The 15186-nt window shown below is 65.7% G+C and carries 15 protein-coding genes, 2 pseudogenes and 1 riboswitch; of the genes and pseudogenes, 5 read left to right on the top strand and 12 right to left on the bottom strand.

The annotated features are described in order from the left end of the window. From RTN46_RS06695 to RTN46_RS06685, 3 genes and pseudogenes are all read right to left on the bottom strand, one after another. Window positions 1–312, bottom strand: a pseudogene (locus RTN46_RS06695) (energy-coupling factor transporter transmembrane protein EcfT); the annotation flags it as partial. Continuing rightward, window positions 309–1853, bottom strand: a complete 1545-nt coding sequence (locus RTN46_RS06690) for an ABC transporter ATP-binding protein (RefSeq protein ID WP_312180019.1) — start codon at window positions 1851–1853, stop codon at window positions 309–311. The gene RTN46_RS06690 and the pseudogene RTN46_RS06695, both read right to left, overlap by 4 nt. Before the next feature lie 4 nt (window positions 1854–1857). After that, the gene (locus tag RTN46_RS06685) at window positions 1858–2463 is read right to left on the bottom strand and encodes an ECF transporter S component (RefSeq protein WP_312180017.1); all 606 of its coding nucleotides are present in this window, start codon (window positions 2461–2463) and stop codon (window positions 1858–1860) included. Between the two features lie 58 nt (window positions 2464–2521). Then, a riboswitch (TPP riboswitch) is annotated at window positions 2522–2663 on the bottom strand. A 104-nt stretch (window positions 2664–2767) separates the two neighbouring features. On the opposite strand from RTN46_RS06685, the gene RTN46_RS06680 reads away from it, so the two are divergent. Next, complete coding sequence (locus RTN46_RS06680) at window positions 2768–3031, top strand: DUF4235 domain-containing protein (RefSeq protein WP_312180015.1); 264 nt, start codon at window positions 2768–2770, stop codon at window positions 3029–3031. Window positions 3032–3250: 219 nt separating this feature from the next. Here the strand turns inward: RTN46_RS06680 and mnhG are convergent. The 6 genes and pseudogenes from mnhG to RTN46_RS06650 all read right to left on the bottom strand — a co-directional run. Beyond that, window positions 3251–3613 (bottom strand): annotated as a pseudogene (gene mnhG, locus RTN46_RS06675) (monovalent cation/H(+) antiporter subunit G); the annotation flags it as partial. 2 nt (window positions 3614–3615) lie between these two features. Continuing rightward, the gene (locus RTN46_RS06670) at window positions 3616–3873 is read right to left on the bottom strand and encodes a monovalent cation/H+ antiporter complex subunit F (protein WP_396157421.1); all 258 of its coding nucleotides are present in this window, start codon (window positions 3871–3873) and stop codon (window positions 3616–3618) included. Then, window positions 3873–4451, bottom strand: coding sequence for a Na+/H+ antiporter subunit E (locus tag RTN46_RS06665; protein WP_312180031.1), 579 nt, complete (start codon window positions 4449–4451; stop codon window positions 3873–3875). The genes RTN46_RS06670 and RTN46_RS06665 overlap by 1 nt, the downstream gene beginning before the upstream one ends. A 14-nt stretch (window positions 4452–4465) precedes the next feature. After that, window positions 4466–6076 (bottom strand): Na+/H+ antiporter subunit D, encoded by a 1611-nt coding sequence (locus RTN46_RS06660; protein ID WP_312180013.1) that lies wholly within the window; start codon window positions 6074–6076, stop codon window positions 4466–4468. Continuing rightward, the gene (locus RTN46_RS06655; RefSeq protein ID WP_312180012.1) at window positions 6073–6561 is read right to left on the bottom strand and encodes a Na(+)/H(+) antiporter subunit C; all 489 of its coding nucleotides are present in this window, start codon (window positions 6559–6561) and stop codon (window positions 6073–6075) included. The genes RTN46_RS06660 and RTN46_RS06655 overlap by 4 nt, the downstream gene beginning before the upstream one ends. Then, window positions 6558–9554 (bottom strand): Na+/H+ antiporter subunit A, encoded by a 2997-nt coding sequence (locus tag RTN46_RS06650; RefSeq protein ID WP_312180010.1) that lies wholly within the window; start codon window positions 9552–9554, stop codon window positions 6558–6560. Before RTN46_RS06650 ends, RTN46_RS06655 begins: the two co-directional genes overlap by 4 nt. Before the next feature lie 186 nt (window positions 9555–9740). Here RTN46_RS06650 and RTN46_RS06645 point away from each other — a divergent pair, with 186 nt between their 5' ends. Next, window positions 9741–11105, top strand: a complete 1365-nt coding sequence (locus tag RTN46_RS06645) for an MFS transporter (RefSeq protein ID WP_312180009.1) — start codon at window positions 9741–9743, stop codon at window positions 11103–11105. 2 nt (window positions 11106–11107) lie between these two features. On the opposite strand, the gene RTN46_RS06640 is transcribed toward RTN46_RS06645, so the two are convergent. The 3 genes from RTN46_RS06640 to RTN46_RS06630 form a co-directional block, all read right to left on the bottom strand. After that, window positions 11108–11497 (bottom strand): DUF1801 domain-containing protein, encoded by a 390-nt coding sequence (locus RTN46_RS06640; RefSeq protein ID WP_312180008.1) that lies wholly within the window; start codon window positions 11495–11497, stop codon window positions 11108–11110. 93 nt (window positions 11498–11590) lie between these two features. Beyond that, a complete protein-coding gene (gene dcd / locus RTN46_RS06635; RefSeq protein ID WP_312180006.1) occupies window positions 11591–12166 on the bottom strand; it encodes a dCTP deaminase in 576 nt (191 codons plus the stop codon). 20 nt (window positions 12167–12186) lie between these two features. Continuing rightward, window positions 12187–13044: a tryptophan 2,3-dioxygenase family protein gene (locus tag RTN46_RS06630; RefSeq protein ID WP_312180004.1), complete on the bottom strand. Its 858-nt coding sequence runs from the start codon at window positions 13042–13044 to the stop codon at window positions 12187–12189. 167 nt (window positions 13045–13211) lie between these two features. Here RTN46_RS06630 and RTN46_RS06625 point away from each other — a divergent pair, with 167 nt between their 5' ends. The 3 genes from RTN46_RS06625 to RTN46_RS06615 all read left to right on the top strand — a co-directional run bounded on the left by RTN46_RS06625 (window position 13212) and on the right by RTN46_RS06615 (window position 15186). After that, window positions 13212–13694 (top strand): SseB family protein, encoded by a 483-nt coding sequence (locus RTN46_RS06625; protein WP_312180002.1) that lies wholly within the window; start codon window positions 13212–13214, stop codon window positions 13692–13694. 143 nt (window positions 13695–13837) lie between these two features. After that, window positions 13838–14917 carry a M4 family metallopeptidase gene (locus tag RTN46_RS06620; RefSeq protein WP_312180001.1) on the top strand — a complete coding sequence of 360 codons (1080 nt, stop codon included), beginning with the start codon at window positions 13838–13840 and terminating at the stop codon, window positions 14915–14917. Next, window positions 14914–15186 (top strand): protealysin inhibitor emfourin, encoded by a 273-nt coding sequence (locus tag RTN46_RS06615; RefSeq protein WP_312179999.1) that lies wholly within the window; start codon window positions 14914–14916, stop codon window positions 15184–15186. Before RTN46_RS06620 ends, RTN46_RS06615 begins: the two co-directional genes overlap by 4 nt.

Here is a 15186-nt window from a genome sequence, read left to right as displayed (position 1 = left end):
GATTGGGCCAGCGTCCAGCAGGACCGCTCCGGTTTTCTCCGCCAGCAGGGCCGTTCCGTAGGCGCCGATGCCGGCGGCGATGATAAGTGGCCAGATGCGGGTCAGCAGCGTCCAGGGGTGGATGCGCAGCAACGGCAGCAGGAGCAGTTCCCCGGCCAGGACCACGGAGGCACTCACCCAGTCCACCGTGAGGAGCACGGCTGCCGTCACGGCCACGGCGGCTCCCAGCGTGGAAAGCGGGTTCGCTGCCTTCAGGGCGGAGGCCCGGGTGCCAGCAGGTGCTCCGCCGGAACGTAGCGTGGCCGCGCTCATGCGGCTGCTCCCCCGGCCCGAACCGGCGGAAGTTCCTCCACCCGTCCCCCGGCCACCCGAAGGATCCGGCCACCAAGGGCAGCGGTGAACTCACGGTCATGGGTCACCGAGACCACGGTGCAGCCATGCCTGTCCCGCTGCTCGGTCAGCAGCGCCACCAGTTCACGCCAGGTGTTGGCATCCTGCCCAAAGGTGGGTTCGTCAAGGAGCAGGATGTCCGGGGCGGTGGCGAGCATGGTGGCCACCGACAGCCGGCGCTTCTCGCCACCGGAGAGTGTGAAAGGGTTCACCGGGAGCAGCTCCTGAAGCCGGAGCCGTTCGGCCAGCCGCGCGACGACGTTCTCGACGTCGGCCTCGCTTTGCCCGGCGCGCCGGGGCCCGAAGGCCAGCTCGTCACGGACCGAGCCGGTGAGGAACTGGTGCTCGGGTTCCTGGAAGACCGTACCCATCCGGGTTACCAGCTGCGCGGACTTCCATTTATGCGGCACAGTGCCGGCCCCGCGGGCCAGGGACGGCGACGCAGCCAGCTCGCCGCCCCGGGGACGCAGCAGTCCGCCCAAGGTAAGGGCCAGGGTGGACTTTCCAGCGCCGTTGGGACCGGTGATGCCCACCGCTTCCCCAGCCCGGAGCCGCAGGTCCACACCGGTAAGGACCGCGGGGCCCTTCGCAGTCCGTGCCACCGTCAGCTGGGCTGCAACCAGGAGATCGGCCGCGTCGGATGTGAAGGCCGCGTCGGACCCGGAGGCATGCGGCGCGGCAGTGGCCCCCGCCGGTGCGTTCTGCCTCCCCGGAAGCCAGACGCCGGCCTCGGCCAGCCGGCTGCGGGTATCCGCTCCGGAGAGCACGTCAGAGGGTTTGCCGTCCGCCAGGACCCCGCCGCCGGCGTCGAGCACGATAACCCGATCAACCAGTTCAGCCCACGCGGCGACCCGGTGCTCCACCACGATCAGTGTCGCCCCGGTACGGTCCAGCACACGGGAGACCGCGTCGCGGATCTCCAGCACCCCGTCCGGGTCCAGGTTGGCTGTTGGTTCGTCCAGCAGCAGCAGTCCTGGCTGCATGGCCAGGATCGATGCCAGCGCAAGCCGCTGCTTCTGCCCGCCGGACAGCGCTGCCGTGGAGTGGTTCAGCGGAACCGCCAGCCCGACGTCGTCGAGCGCCGCCTGCACGCGTTCCCAGATCTCCTCCCGCGCGATGCCCAGGTTCTCGGCACCGAAGGCGACCTCGTCGCCCACGCGGGAGAGCACGATCTGGGTGTCCGGGTCCTGCAGCAGCAGCCCGGCGCGGCCGCGCGCCGCCTGGGGGTGGACGCCATCGAGCGTCAGCGAGCCGGTTTCGGTGCCGCCGGTGTCCTCACCGAGGACTCCGGCAAGGGCATGCAGCAGAGTGGATTTACCGGCGCCTGAAGCGCCGAGAAGCAAGACCCGTTCGCCGGGCCGGATCTCGAAATCCGCCCCGGCCACAGCCGCTTTTTTCCGCCCGGCGTGCCGCCAGCCCCAGTTGCGGGCGCTGACGGCCACCGGCGTCGTGCGTTGCTGCATGAGCTTATACGTCCGCGGTGCGGCCGGCAGCGAAGGAGGACAGCACCCCGGTCCGGGCCAGGGCCCGGACGGCGAGCCAGGACAGCAGGCCTGCCAGCACCAGGCCGGAGACAGCAGCGAAAACGGTGTACAGGGCCTGCCATTGGAAAGCCCATTCCGGCTTGTACAGGATCGATTCGCTGATGCCGAGGAAGATTCCGGAGCCCAGGCCCGCCAGGAGCGCTACGGGCAGGGTGAACTTCCGGTAGAGGAAAAGCAGGAAAACCAGTTCAGCGCCGAGGCCCTGAATGGCGCCGGAGAGCAGGACGGAGAGGCCGAACTGGGTGCCGAGGACGCCCGAGACGGCCGCAGCCAGCACTTCGCAGTACACGGCGGCACCGGGTTTGCGGATGATCAGCCCGCCCAGCACGCCGGCGATCAGCCAGCCGCCGGTGTAGAGGCCGCCGATCGGCGGGAAGGCAAGGACGATGGCTTCAACCCCGCCGTAGGCGAGGGACCAGGCCCAAAAGACGACGCCGACGGCCACCGCGAGCACGGAAGCGACGACGATGTCCACTACGCGCCATGAGGAGCGGATGCGGGCGGGTGAATGTTGAATCGTGTGCTGCATGGAATTTTTCCTCCTGTATTCAGGAGGGGAGGGAAACCGCCGCTGCCTGCGGCGGTGCACCCCTGAGATCTCGACTCCCTTCGCCGGTACTAACCGGAGCAGGTTCGAGGGTCTGCGGCTTGGTCCGCACTCTCAGCGCCCGAGTTCCCCGGCTCCGGTTTACCCGGTGCGGCGGAAGCGGCGCTCCCCTGTCGTATGTTGCGAGGTCCACTGTACACGCAGCGGACCGGGGTTTCGGGTGGATTTGGGTTCGCTGCGGGTAGCGTAGGAGGCGATACCACCGAACAAACGCCAAGGAGCACTTATGAACCTGATCCTGAAACTGCTGGGAACCGGCGTGAGCGTCGGCGCCGGTCTGGCCTCCGCAAAGATCCTGGACTTCATCTGGACGAAGGCCACGGGCAACGAGCCGCCCAAGGACAAGGACGGTGCCCTCGATGTGAGCCTGCGCTCCGCTGTCATCTTCGCACTGGTTTCCGGTGCCGTCAGCCAGGTGATCCGGGTGCTGACCAACCGCGGTACACAGCGCGCCATTGCCCGCTACAACCGCACCCCCGAGGTCGTCTAGGCGCCTTGTCAGGGCGCGGCCGCTTTCCGGCGGCCGCGTCCGGCGCTCCTAGCCTTCGCGGCTGCGGCCGGGCGGCCGGGGACGTTCTTTGGCTTGGGCGCGTGAGCGTTCCATTGCTTCCTCGTCGAGGTCGCCGGTGTAGTAGGTGCCGTCCGGCTCCTGCCCCGGGTCGTCGTCGATCTTCGGATCGGCGGCGGAATCTTCCTCGTCGTCGTCCGCGGCCTCAAACATCATCTGCTGGGCGCGTTCCACCACGTCGTCGAGCTCGTCAATGCTGAGCAGCTCGGGGCGCAGGTGCTTGGTCCGGTAGCCCGCACGGCCCACCATGTGCGCCGAGACCGGAGCGGTCAGCAGCTGGAAAATCCAGCACACGGCCAGAACCGGCAACAGGACCCAGCTGCGGAACTCCACGGCCATGGCCAGCAGGAACAGCAGCAGGCCCAGGACCTGCGGTTTGGACGCAGCATGCATCCGGCTCATAAGGTCGGGGAAGCGCATCAGGCCGATCGCGGCGGCCAGGGACATCAGCGCTCCGCCGAGCAGCAGGACCGCGACAATCGCGTCGATCACGGGTTCGCTCATGGCTACCTCCGGTCCGTCACGAAGCGGGCAACGGCCACCGAGCCGATGAATCCGATCAGGGAGATCGCGATCAGCAGCGCGAGGTAGTCGAGGTTGCGGTTTATGACCATCTCAATCACCAGCGCTCCGCCCAGGATCGCCAGCAGCACGTCCGATGCCAGGACGCGGTCCAGGATCGAAGGACCGCGGACAATCCGGAAGATAGCGCCCGCGGCCGCGACTGCCAGCATGATGGCCGCCACGATGATTACTACGTTCATCAGCTGATGGCTCCGTTCCGCAGTTCTTTGAGGTCCTTTTGTTCGGCACGCACCAGCGCCAGGTCTTCCTTGGTTCCGATGGCGCGGATCAGCCAGGACTCGGTGGCCCGGACGTCGCCTCGCACCTTCTCCGCGGCTTCCTGCGTGCCAACGCCCAGGCAGTGCAGATACAGCGTGGAGGTGGAACGGTCCACGTCCACCACCAGGGAACCGGGAATGAGGGAGAGCGAGTGGCCGGTGGCCGTGACCAGCAGGTCCGAGTGGCTGCGGAGCTTCACTGCCACCACTGCGTTTTTGATGTTCGGTCCGTGCACAACTGCCAGCCACAACACCTGGACGGAGGCTACCACCAGTTTGTAGATAAACCTGGCCCCGAAGCCCAGCGCATAGAGAAGGTTGAACCGCCCGCTGAGCTCGACCGGGGGCAGGTAGAAGATGTTGGTGACCACGAAGGCGATGACTGCCCCGAAGACCAGGTTGCCGAGGCTGAAGTCCTGCCACAGCGCACCCCAGAGCAGGACGAGCCAGATAATCAGCGGCAGTTCCTTGAGCAGCGGAATCCGCGGATGGTTGCGCATGCGTGGTTTTTTGGTCACGGGGCACTCCCCTCGCCGAAGACGGCCTCGATGTACGGTGTCCGGTCCAGCAGGTCCTGCGCGGCGCGGTCACTCAGCGAAAACAGCGGCCCGGCGAACACGCTCAGCGCAATGCCCAGGGCTACCAGACCCACCGTGGGGTAGACCATGGAGCGGGGAAGCAGGTTCACCGTGGATCGTCCGGCGAAGCGCCCGCTCTGGTGTTCGCGGACGTTGCCGGAATCCCGGACGGCGCTGCCGTCCGTGGTGGTGGCCAGCAGGATCGGGTCCGGGTGCACGGCGTCTTCGGGGGTGCGCCAGAACGCACGGTTCCAGACGCGTGCCATCACCAGCAGGGTTAGCAGCGAAGTGAGCACGCTCGCCGCCACCAGGATGTAGGCCAGCGGGGTTCCCAGTTCGACGCCGGCCTGCATCAGCCCCAGCTTGCCCAGGAACCCGGAGAACGGTGGGATTCCGGCGAGGTTGATGGCGGGGATGAAGTAGAGCACGGCCAGCAGCGGGGAGAGTTTCGCCAGCCCGCCGAGCCGGTCCATGTTGGCGGTGCCGCCTCGCCGTTCGATGAGCCCGGTGACCAGGAAGAGGCTGGTCTGGACGGTGATGTGGTGCACCACGTAGAAGACCGCGGCGCCGATGCCGACCACGGAGGCGATCGCGAGTCCGAACACCATAAAGCCGATGTGGCTGACCAGGGTGAAGGAGAGCATACGTTTGATGTCAGTCTGTGCCAGCGCACCCAGGATGCCCACCAGCATTGTCAGCCCGGCGACCACCATCAGCAGGGTATTGATCCGATCGCCCGGGAACAGGAGCGTTTCGGTGCGCACCATGGCGTAGACGCCCACCTTGGTCAGCAGCCCTGCGAACACGGCGGTGACCGGTGCCGGCGCCGTTGGGTAGGAGTCGGGCAGCCAGAAGGACAGCGGGAACACAGCCGCCTTGATGCCAAAGGCCACCAGCAGCATCAGGTGCAGCATCATCTGTGTGCCTGGGTCCAGGTCGCCGAGCTTGATGGCGAGGTCCGCCATGTTCACCGTGCCGGCGGCCGCGTAGATCATGGCGATGGCGATCAGGAACAGCAAGGATGAAATAACGCTGACCACCACATAGGTCACGCCGGCCCGGATACGCGGCGTCGTCCCGCCAAGGGTCATCAGCACATAACTGGCGGTCAGCAGGATTTCGAAGCCCACATAGAGGTTGAAGAGGTCCCCGGCCAGGAACGCATTGGACACCCCGGCCACCAGGATCAGGTAGGTCGGGTGGAAGATCGAAATGGGGCCGTCTTCGTCACCGTCGGTCATGCCCTGGCCGGCGGCATAGATCAGCACCGAGAGGCTGATCGCCGTGGAGACCACCAGCATCAGGGCGGAGAACTGGTCCACGACCATGGTGATGCCGAAGGGCGGCAGCCAGCCGCCAATGTTCACTGCCTGCGCGCCGGTGTCCCAGACTGCGGTCAACAGGAAGCACTCGAGCAGCAGGGTCAGGGCCAGGACGCTGATGCTGACGATCCGCTGGGACCGCTGGTGCCGGATCAGGATGAAGGCCAGCGCCGCGCCGAAGAAGGGCATCACCACGGCGAGCGGGGCAAAACTGGAAGCGTTCATCGTTTTGCCTCTCCTGTGGTTCCGGGGCCCGGACCGCGCTGCGAACCGGGTGCTTCTTCGGCTTCTTCGGCCGGGGTGAACTCCGTTGTGTCCTCGGGGACATCGGCGTCGTCTTCCGCGTCGTAGCTGCTCTGGCTGGCCACGCGGCGGTCTTCGATGTCGTCCTGGACCTCGTCCTGCCGTCCGAGGACCCAGGATCGGTAAATGATGCCGAGCATAAAGGCGGTCACGGAGAAGGAGATGACGATCGAGGTGAGGATAAAGGCCTGCGGCAGCGGGTCGTTGTAGTCCTCGGGCGGAATCTCGGCGCCGAAGATCGGAGCCAGTCCCTGGTAGCCGCCGGTGGCGAGCAGCAGGATGTTCGTGGCGTTCGTCATCATGGTCAGCCCGAGCACCACCCGGGTAAGGCTTCGTTCAAGGAGCAGGTAGATTCCGGCCGCGAACAGTGCGCCCATGATCAGCAGCAGCGTGATGTTTACGCTCATCGGGTCACTCCGTCCGCATCCAGCAGTTCCGGTTCTGGTTCAATGTCCTCGGCTGAGGAACCGCCCTCGCTGCGTTCATCGATCTCGGAGCCGAGGCTGCGAAGCACGTCGAGCACCAGCCCAACCACCACCAGGTAAACCCCAATGTCGAAGATCGTGGAGGTGACGAACTTGACGTCGCCGAAGACCGGCCAGGTGAAACTGAGAATGGCGGTCTGCAGGATCTCTCCGCCGAAAAACAGGGGTGCAGCAGCGGAGAGCGCGGCCAGGCCCAACCCTCCACCCAGGAGCATTCCGGCGCTGACAGGGGTGGCTTCGGCCAGTTCGAACCGGCCGCCGGCCAGGTAACGGATGGTCAGGGCCAGCCCGGCCATCAGGCCGCCGGCGAATCCGCCGCCGGGGGCGTTGTGCCCGGCGAGCAGCAGGTAGACGGAGAAGATGATCACCGAGTGGAAGAGCAGGCGGGTGATCACTTCGAAAATAATCGAGCGCCGTTCCGGGGCCAGGGTCCGCCCGGCCACCAGCCAGGCCTCGCGGGCAACGCTGGAGAACTTGCGGGCCAGGGCCAGTGTGGCCGCTTCACGTTCGGAAGAGGCAAAATGTTCGCGCCCCCGGTCCACGGATCCGGTGGCGACGTCGTCGGCGCGGCGCCGTTTGTCTCCCCGCCCCCGGATAAAGATCAGGGAGGCGACGCCGGTGGCGGCCATGGTCAGCACGGAGATTTCCCCGAAGGTGTCCCAGGCGCGGATATCGACCAGGGTGACGTTGACGATGTTCAGTCCCCCGCCGCCCTCGTAAGCGAGTTCGGGGTAAGCCAGGGAGATCGGTTCGGCAACCCGGGAGGCCATCGCCGACATCGCGAACACCACCATCGCGGCGCCAAAGCTGATGCCCAGCAGCGCCCGCAGGATCCGCTGGCCGGAGGGTTCCCGTTTCCACAGCCTGGCAGGCAGGGAACGCAGCGCCAGCACGAAGGCCACCAGGACGATGGTCTCCACCAGCATCTGCGTCAGGGCCAGGTCCGGCGCACCCTGCAGCGCGAAGATCAGGGCAATTCCGTAGCCGCTGACGCTGACCATAAGCACGGCCAGGAAGCGCTTGTTGGCCCGCGCCGCACCGAGGGAACCGATCACCACGGCGACGCCGATGACGGCCTGGATGGGGGAATCGAACCAGTGGAACTCGTCCGGCATCGGTGCGCCACGGAAAAGGACGGCGGCAAGCGGGCTGATGATCGCCATGCTCAGGATCACGAACAGGTAGAACGTCAGTGAACCGCGCTGGGTGCGGCCGGTGACCCAGACTGCCGCGTCGTCGAGCACCCCGATAAGTCCGCGGTAGGACCGCTCGGCATCGAGCGGGCTCGCGGTGAGCGTCTGGAACCTCTCCACCCGCGTGCGCTGCCAGAACAGCAGCAGGCCGACGGCGATCGTGACGGCGGTCAGCCCCAGGGCAAGCGTGAATCCATGCCACAGCGCCAGGTGCGTTGCTTCCCCGTCGGCGGGATAAAGGTCTGCATAGGGGGTGATGACGGCATCCAGCGGCCGGGGCCAGAGACCGAAGACCACGGTGGCAGCAGCCAGCAGCGCCGGCGGAGCCAGGAAGGGCCATGGGACTGACTTGAACGCGGTGGGTGAGCTGGACGGCTTGGTGGCGAACCCGCCCCAGAGGAAGCGGGCACTGTAGGCGAAGGTCAGGACGGCCCCGGCGACGACGCCGATGAGGAGGATCCAGCCGGTGATGTTGTTCTCTTGCTCGGCGAAGTGGATGTAGGTCTCGTATACCGATTCCTTCGCTACGAAACCCAGCAACGGCGGCAGTCCTGCCATCGAAGCGGCACCGACTGCGGCCACAACGGCCAGCACCGGAGCGGAGCGGCCGACGCCGGAGAGCTTGCGGATGTCGCGCGTGCCCGACTGGTGGTCGATGATCCCCACGACCAGGAACAGGGTGGCCTTGAAGAAGCCATGCGCCAGGAGCAGGCCGATGCCGGCCACGGCGGCTTCCCGGTTGCCGAGTCCGACGACGAGGGTCAGGAACCCGAGCTGGCTCACCGTTCCGTATGCCAGCATCAGCTTCAGGTCATGCTGGCGCAGCGCCCGCCAGCCGCCCAACAGCAGGGTGGCAAGGCCGAGCACGGAGATGACAGCGCTCCAGTACGCCGTCTCGGAGAATCCCGGTGCCAGCCGTGCCACCAGGTAAATGCCTGCCTTCACCATGGCCGCTGCGTGCAGGTACGCACTCACGGGGGTGGGCGCGGCCATCGCGGCTGGCAGCCAGAAGTGGAACGGCAGCAGGGCGGACTTGGAGACGGCGCCGATCAGCATCAGCACAATCGCCACGTCCACGATCACGCCGCTGGCCACCAGTTCCGGAGCCATCGCCATAATCTCGGAGATCCGGTAGGTGCCGGCGACGGAGCCGAGCATAATCATGCCCACGAGCATCGCCAGTCCGCCGAAAGTGGTGACAATCAGCGCCTGCAGTGCCGCCCGGCGGGCCGAAAGGCGGTGGGCCGCGTAGCCGATCAGCAGATAGGACAGGATGGTGGTCAGTTCCCAGAAGATAAACAGCAGAATCAAGTCATCTGCCGTAACGAGGCCGAACATTGCTGCAGCGAAGGCCAGCAGCTGGGCGCCGAACGCACCCATCTTCGGGTCTTCCGGGCGGAAGTAGCGGGCGCAGTAGAACAGGACCAGTGAACCGACACCGAGGATGAGGATGGACAGGTCCGCTGACAGGGCGTCCATGCGGAAGGCCAGTTCCACGCGCAGGTCGGGAATCCAGGGGATGACTACTGACGGCGGGGCATTCGGGGCGCCCGACGAAAGGGTTTGGTCCGCACCGGTGTACCGGGGGAACGTGGCCATGAGCCAGATGAAAGCCCCTGCGGGTACTGCGGCCAGAATGTAGAAGGCTGACCTGCCAATCCGGCGGAAGAATAACGGCGCTACTAATGCCACCGTGAATAAGACGGTGAGCACAACAAGCACGTAGGTCTCCGGGTTCTCTTAGGTATACAGGTCAGAACTCAGCTTCAGTTATCAACGTTGTGGGCAAAGAGCTTGGTCCATTCTACCCTTGGCCTACGCCGCGGCCACATTCGCCGGTGTGCCGGACTGGGCGTTTCGCCGCGCCTGTTCACTCTCTGGTCGCACGCTGCGGCTAGCATCTGGACCATGACATCGATCACATACACAACACCCGGGCACCCGGGGCCCCCCGCCGCTATCCGGAAGCGGGAAGTTTGGGCGTGGGCTTCCTGGGACTGGGGGGCGGCAGCTTTCAATGCCGTGATGACGACATTCGTCTTTACCGTGTATCTCACTTCGGCGCCGTTCGGCGGCGAGGCGCGGGCGTCCGCGGTGCTGGGCGCCGCCCTCGCGGTTGCCGGCGTCCTGGTGGCTGTCCTGGCCCCGGTCACCGGCCAGCGTTCGGATGCCGGCGGCCGGCGAAGGCTGTGGCTGGGCGTCAACACGCTTGCTGTCTGCGCCGCCACGGGTCTGTGTTTCTTCGTCTACCCCAGTCCTGACTTCCTGCTGCTGGGAGTGGCCCTGATTGCCCTGGCCAACGTCTTCTTCGAGTTCGCGAACGTGAACTACTACGCGATGCTCAAACAGGTTTCCACGCCGGGAACCGTTGGCAAGATCAGCGGATTCGGCTGGGCGATGGGGTACGTCGGCGGTATCGCCGCCCTCGCAATTGTCCTGGTCGGTTTCATTAATCCGGATGTCGGCTGGTTCGGCGTCACGTCGGATAACGGCCAGAACATCCGTGCGGTTGCACTGTTTTCGGCCGTCTGGTTCCTGGCGTTCTCGCTGCCCATTTTCTTCATGGTCCCGGAGGTCCCGCGGGCGCGTTCGGCCAAGATTGGTTTCTTCGCCTCCTACGGCCTGCTCTTCCGCCGGATCAAAGCGATCTACAAGACCAGCCCGCACACCATCTGGTTCCTGCTCGCCAGCGCCGTGTTCCGTGACGGGCTGGCGGCGGTCTTTACATTCGGCGGCGTCATTGCCGCCGGCACGTTCGGCTGGGAGCTCCCCCAGGTCATTATGTTCGCCATCTTCGGCAATATCGTCGCGGCAGCCGGCGCTTTCGCCGGCGGGTTCCTGGACGACAGGATCGGCCCCAAACCGGTGATCGTTTGGTCCTTGACGGGCCTGATGCTGGCGGGAACGGCCATCGCCGTGCTTGGCCCAGGCGAGAGGACTCTGTTTGGTTTCACGTGGACCGGTGACACAACGTTCTGGATCTTCGGCTTGACCCTGTGCCTGTTTGTCGGGCCGGCCCAGTCGGCTTCCCGGGCCTTCCTCGCGCGCCTGGCACCGGACGGCGAGGAAGGCGAACTGTTCGGCCTGTACGCCACCACCGGCCGGGCCGTGAGCTTCTTGGCGCCGTCGCTCTTCGCCCTGTTCATCACTATCTTCGGGGCGCAGCGCTATGGAATTATCGGCATCCTGCTCGTCCTGGCGCTGGGCCTGCTGGCACTGCTGCCGGTCCGGGCCCCAGGCAAGACTCCCCGGGCCGTGGTCCCGGAAATCTAGCGCTACTCGAGCTGGGAGGCCCATTGCCGCACGATGTCGGTAAAGTCCTCCAGCGCGGCCTCGGCTGCTGCCTTGGTTGGGAAGGTCACCACGCCCCGGTTCCGTCCCGACCACCGGAGCAGCTTATGCGGGTCAGTAATGGTGATTTCACGGTGCCCGGGCTTGGGTTTGGCACCGGTGTGCAGCACCACCTGGAGGGTGTCCGGCCGGGACAGGTTGAAGGTGGCAAAGTCGTCGCGCAGGGCAAAGTTCGGCGCATGCCACTTGATGTTCTCGCGGATCTGCGGATCCACAGAGAGTATGGCCGTTCGAAGGCTCCGTACAGCCGATGCCATCGGGTGGTCCAGGGAAGCCAGATAGTCCTTTAGCCCAGCTTGTTCTGCAGGTTCCATGCGCACAACATGGCATCAAGGCGCACCCCTGTCCACCGTGATTCGCAAACCGCCGGACACACGCTCCCGGGGCGGCGGAACGGCGCCGAGCGGCTAGATGCTGGTGCGGTGGAAGTTCAGGTGGCTGCGCGACGCCGTCGGGCCCCGCTGGCCCTGGTACCGGTTGCCGTAGGCACCGCTGCCGTAGGCGAACTCCGCGGGCGAGCTGAGCTTGAAGAAGCACAGCTGGCCGATCTTCGAGCCCGGCCAGAGCTTAATCGGCAGGGTCGCCATGTTGGAGAGCTCCAGCGTCACATGCCCGGAGAACCCGGGGTCGATGAATCCCGCAGTGGAGTGGGTCAGCAGGCCCAGCCTGCCGAGGGAAGACTTGCCCTCCAGGCGGGCCGCAACGTCGTCGGGCAGCGTGACGCTTTCATAGGTGGATCCCAGCACGAACTCGCCCGGATGCAGGATAAAGGGCTCATCCGGGGCCACTTCCACCAGACGGGTCAGGTCCGGCTGGTCCAGGGAAGGGTCGATGTGCGCGTACTTGTGGTTATCGAAGAGCCGGAAATACCGGTCAATCCTGACATCGACGCTGGAGGGCTGGACCATGCCGGGGTCATAGGGATCCAGGACGATGCGCTCGTCAGCAATTTCGGCTCGAATGTCGCGGTCAGATATAAGCACCCTCTAAAAATAGCGCATCCTCACCCCCGCCCGATTTCCGTCCGGACCGCGTAAAGCTCTGGAAAAAACGTCAGGTCCAGGGCGCTGCGCAGGAAGCCGGCGCCGGAGGACCCTCCGGTGCCGCGCTTCATGCCGATCGTGCGCTGGACGGTGAGCAGGTGCCGGAACCGCCAGAGCTGGAAGTTGTCCTCCAGATCCACCAGTTCCTCGCAGGCTTCATAAATGTCCCAGTTAGCCGCGGGCTCTTCATACACCTCACGGAATACATGCATAAGGGACTCATCAAAAACGTGCGCCTGGGTGACATCGCGGTCCAGCAGCTCCGCTCCTACGGCGTACCCCCGGCGGTGCAGCGCCCGGATGAACTCGTCATAGATGCTGCTCTGGTTCAGCAGCTCGGCCAGCAGGTCCTGCGCCTGCGGATCGGCTGCGAAGACGTCCAGCATGGCCGCGTTCTTGTTGCCCAGCAGGAACTCGACCGCCCGGTACTGGTAGGACTGGAACCCGGAGGATGCCCCCAGATCGCCGCGGAACTCCGCGTATTCGGACGGCGTCAGCGTCGCCAGCACCGACCACTGTTCGGTCAGCGAGCGCTGGATGTGCTTGATCCGGGCGATGCCCTTCATCGCAGCGCGCAGGTCATCGCCCATCAGCCGTGTGCGGACCCCGCGCAGTTCATGCAGCACCAGTTTCAGCCACAGCTCGGAGGTCTGGTGCTGGATGATGAAGAGCATTTCATCGTGGTGCTCCGGCCGGCTGACCGGGTGCTGGGCGGAGAGCAGCTCATCGAGTCCCAGATAAGAGCCGTAGCTCATCTTCCGGGTGAAGTCCCGCTCGATTCCCGGCTCCAGGCCGCGGGTATTTTTGTCTACGCTCATCGCTGCTCCGTCTGCTGTGTCAGCGGCTGCCTGCTGGGGCTGCCCGGGCGCTCCACCCCGGCTTCGCTGACTTTAGGGTAGCGGCCGCCTTTGTATACCGCTTCTTCGCCGCGGCGGGGCTGTGGAAGACTGGCCGTTTATGCATCCGATCCTTCCAAGGAGCCCTCATGGAGAACGAAACCGGCAGCACCCCAGACGCAGCGGAGAGCGCAGAAGCCCCGGCGAACTCACCGGTTCCGGCTACTGCCCTTGAACAGGCCATCACGGAGGGCCAGGCGGGGACCATCAGCAACCAGGACGTCATTGCGGCGATCTGGAATTCCGAGCTCCTCAGCGTCGGGCGCCTGACGGTCGAAGACGATCCGGCCAGTTTCCAGGCCCTGGTGTTGAAATCCCCCGAAGGCGCAGCCCCGGTGGCGGCAACCTTTACTGACGCGCAGCGGATCCCGCAGCGCATCCGCGATACTGCACCGATCATGGTGAAGGCGTCCGGGGAAGCCACCCTGCGCAGCATCGCACCCGGCTACGGGCTTGCCATCAACCCGGGCAATTCGCTTGGCCTGGAGCTGGGGCCGGAAGGCGTCGCCGCCGTCGTCGCCGCTTTTAGCGGTGCTGCCGGGGACACGGAGCCGGGAACCCCCGCTGAATAACACGGCAGCAGGCTAAAACCGGGGATTGCGGGTCCGCTTGGTTGCCTTACGGATAAGGGAAGCCGTTTTTGCCGGTGGCAGCCTTGCGGTGGGGGTGGCGGCGTCTACTCTGGGGAATCTCACTACAGATGGAGGGCTGTAACGTGACCTGCTCAACGATTTCCCCGAGAAGAAAGTCCCCGGACACCTGCTCGATTGTCCCGCCGTATCTGTTGGCCCGCATCGCCGAGCGTCCCGACCGAGTGGCGGCTGCGGCGGAAGCGGCCCGGCGGACCCTGTTGGAGCTCGGCACCGATTCCACAGCCCGGCGGCGGCACCGTGCTGCGCCTGCCCCGGGCTCGGGCACCGCCTTCACGCCAAAGCTGCGCCGCACCGTTTTCGACGCCGGGCAGAAGCAGGAGCTTCCAGGGCTTCCGGTCCGGATGGAAGGCGCACCGCCCACCTCTGATCCTGCCGTTGATGAAACCTACGACGGGCTGGGAGCGACCTACGCGCTGTTCAACGATGCCTACGGCCGCTCCTCCGTCGACGGTGCGGGCCAGCCGCTGCTTGCGACTGTCCACTACGGACGCGATTATGACAACGCCTTCTGGAACGGCACCCAGATGGTCCTGGGCGACGGCGACGGCGAGGTCTTCCAGCGCTTCAGCAAGTCGCTGACTGTCATTGGGCATGAACTGGCCCACGGCGTCATCCAGAACACCGCCCGGCTGGTCTACCAGGGCCAGGCCGGCGCGCTGAACGAATCGGTCTCCGATGTCTTCGGCGCGCTGGTGGAGCAGAAGCTGCTGGGCCAGAGCGTCACGGAAGCGTCCTGGCTCATCGGCGAGGGGCTGTTCACCCCCGAAGTCAGCGGGCGGGGGCTCCGTTCCCTTTCCGCTCCCGGCACCGCTTACGACGACGATGTGCTGGGTAAGGACCCGCAGCCTGCGGATATGTCCGGTTACGTTGAAACCAGCTCCGATAACGGCGGGGTGCACCTCAACTCTGGAATCCCGAACCACGCGTTTTACCTGACGGCTTCCCGGCTCGGCGGTTTCGCCTGGGAGCGCGCGGGACAAATCTGGTACGACACGATTACCGAACCGAATTTCCCGCTGGATGCCACCTTTGCGGTCTTCGCGGCGGCCACCATGACGGCAGCGGAAAAACGCTACGGGGCCGGAGGGGAAGAAAGTTCTGCTGTGCAGGCGGCCTGGCTAGAGGTTAATGTCATGGTATGAAACTGGTTGTGGTGCGCAGCGGCGGGATTGCCGGGATGCGGCGCAAATGGAGCAGCGAGGTGAGTTCCCAGGAAGCCGAGGAACGCTGGCTTCCCCTGCTTCAGGACCCGCCGTCAGCCGATCCCCCAGCGGGCGTGCCCGACCGCTTCACCTACGAAATCTGGGTGGGCCAGAACGCCGTCACCATTCCGGAGGCCTCTTTGAAGGGCGGCTGGCGGGAGCTGGTGGACCGCGCCCGCCAGGGCAGCGGCGAAGCGCGGCACGCCTGA

Origin of the sequence: Arthrobacter sp. (genome assembly GCF_031988865.1) — a bacterium.
Lineage (GTDB): Bacteria > Actinomycetota > Actinomycetes > Actinomycetales > Micrococcaceae > Arthrobacter_B.
This window is presented reverse-complemented; position numbering and strand designations above follow the sequence as displayed.

Coding starts and splice junctions, on each gene's coding strand:
- RTN46_RS06690 (WP_312180019.1), bottom strand. CDS start 1,853: ATGCAGCAACGCACGACGCCGGTGGCCGTCAGCGCCCGCAACTGGGGC.
- RTN46_RS06685 (WP_312180017.1), bottom strand. CDS start 2,463: ATGCAGCACACGATTCAACATTCACCCGCCCGCATCCGCTCCTCATGG.
- RTN46_RS06680 (WP_312180015.1), top strand. CDS start 2,768: ATGAACCTGATCCTGAAACTGCTGGGAACCGGCGTGAGCGTCGGCGCC.
- RTN46_RS06670 (WP_396157421.1), bottom strand. CDS start 3,873: ATGAACGTAGTAATCATCGTGGCGGCCATCATGCTGGCAGTCGCGGCC.
- RTN46_RS06665 (WP_312180031.1), bottom strand. CDS start 4,451: ATGCGCAACCATCCGCGGATTCCGCTGCTCAAGGAACTGCCGCTGATT.
- RTN46_RS06660 (WP_312180013.1), bottom strand. CDS start 6,076: ATGAACGCTTCCAGTTTTGCCCCGCTCGCCGTGGTGATGCCCTTCTTC.
- RTN46_RS06655 (WP_312180012.1), bottom strand. CDS start 6,561: ATGAGCGTAAACATCACGCTGCTGCTGATCATGGGCGCACTGTTCGCG.
- RTN46_RS06645 (WP_312180009.1), top strand. CDS start 9,741: ATGACATCGATCACATACACAACACCCGGGCACCCGGGGCCCCCCGCC.
- RTN46_RS06640 (WP_312180008.1), bottom strand. CDS start 11,497: ATGGAACCTGCAGAACAAGCTGGGCTAAAGGACTATCTGGCTTCCCTG.
- RTN46_RS06630 (WP_312180004.1), bottom strand. CDS start 13,044: ATGAGCGTAGACAAAAATACCCGCGGCCTGGAGCCGGGAATCGAGCGG.
- RTN46_RS06625 (WP_312180002.1), top strand. CDS start 13,212: ATGGAGAACGAAACCGGCAGCACCCCAGACGCAGCGGAGAGCGCAGAA.
- RTN46_RS06615 (WP_312179999.1), top strand. CDS start 14,914: ATGAAACTGGTTGTGGTGCGCAGCGGCGGGATTGCCGGGATGCGGCGC.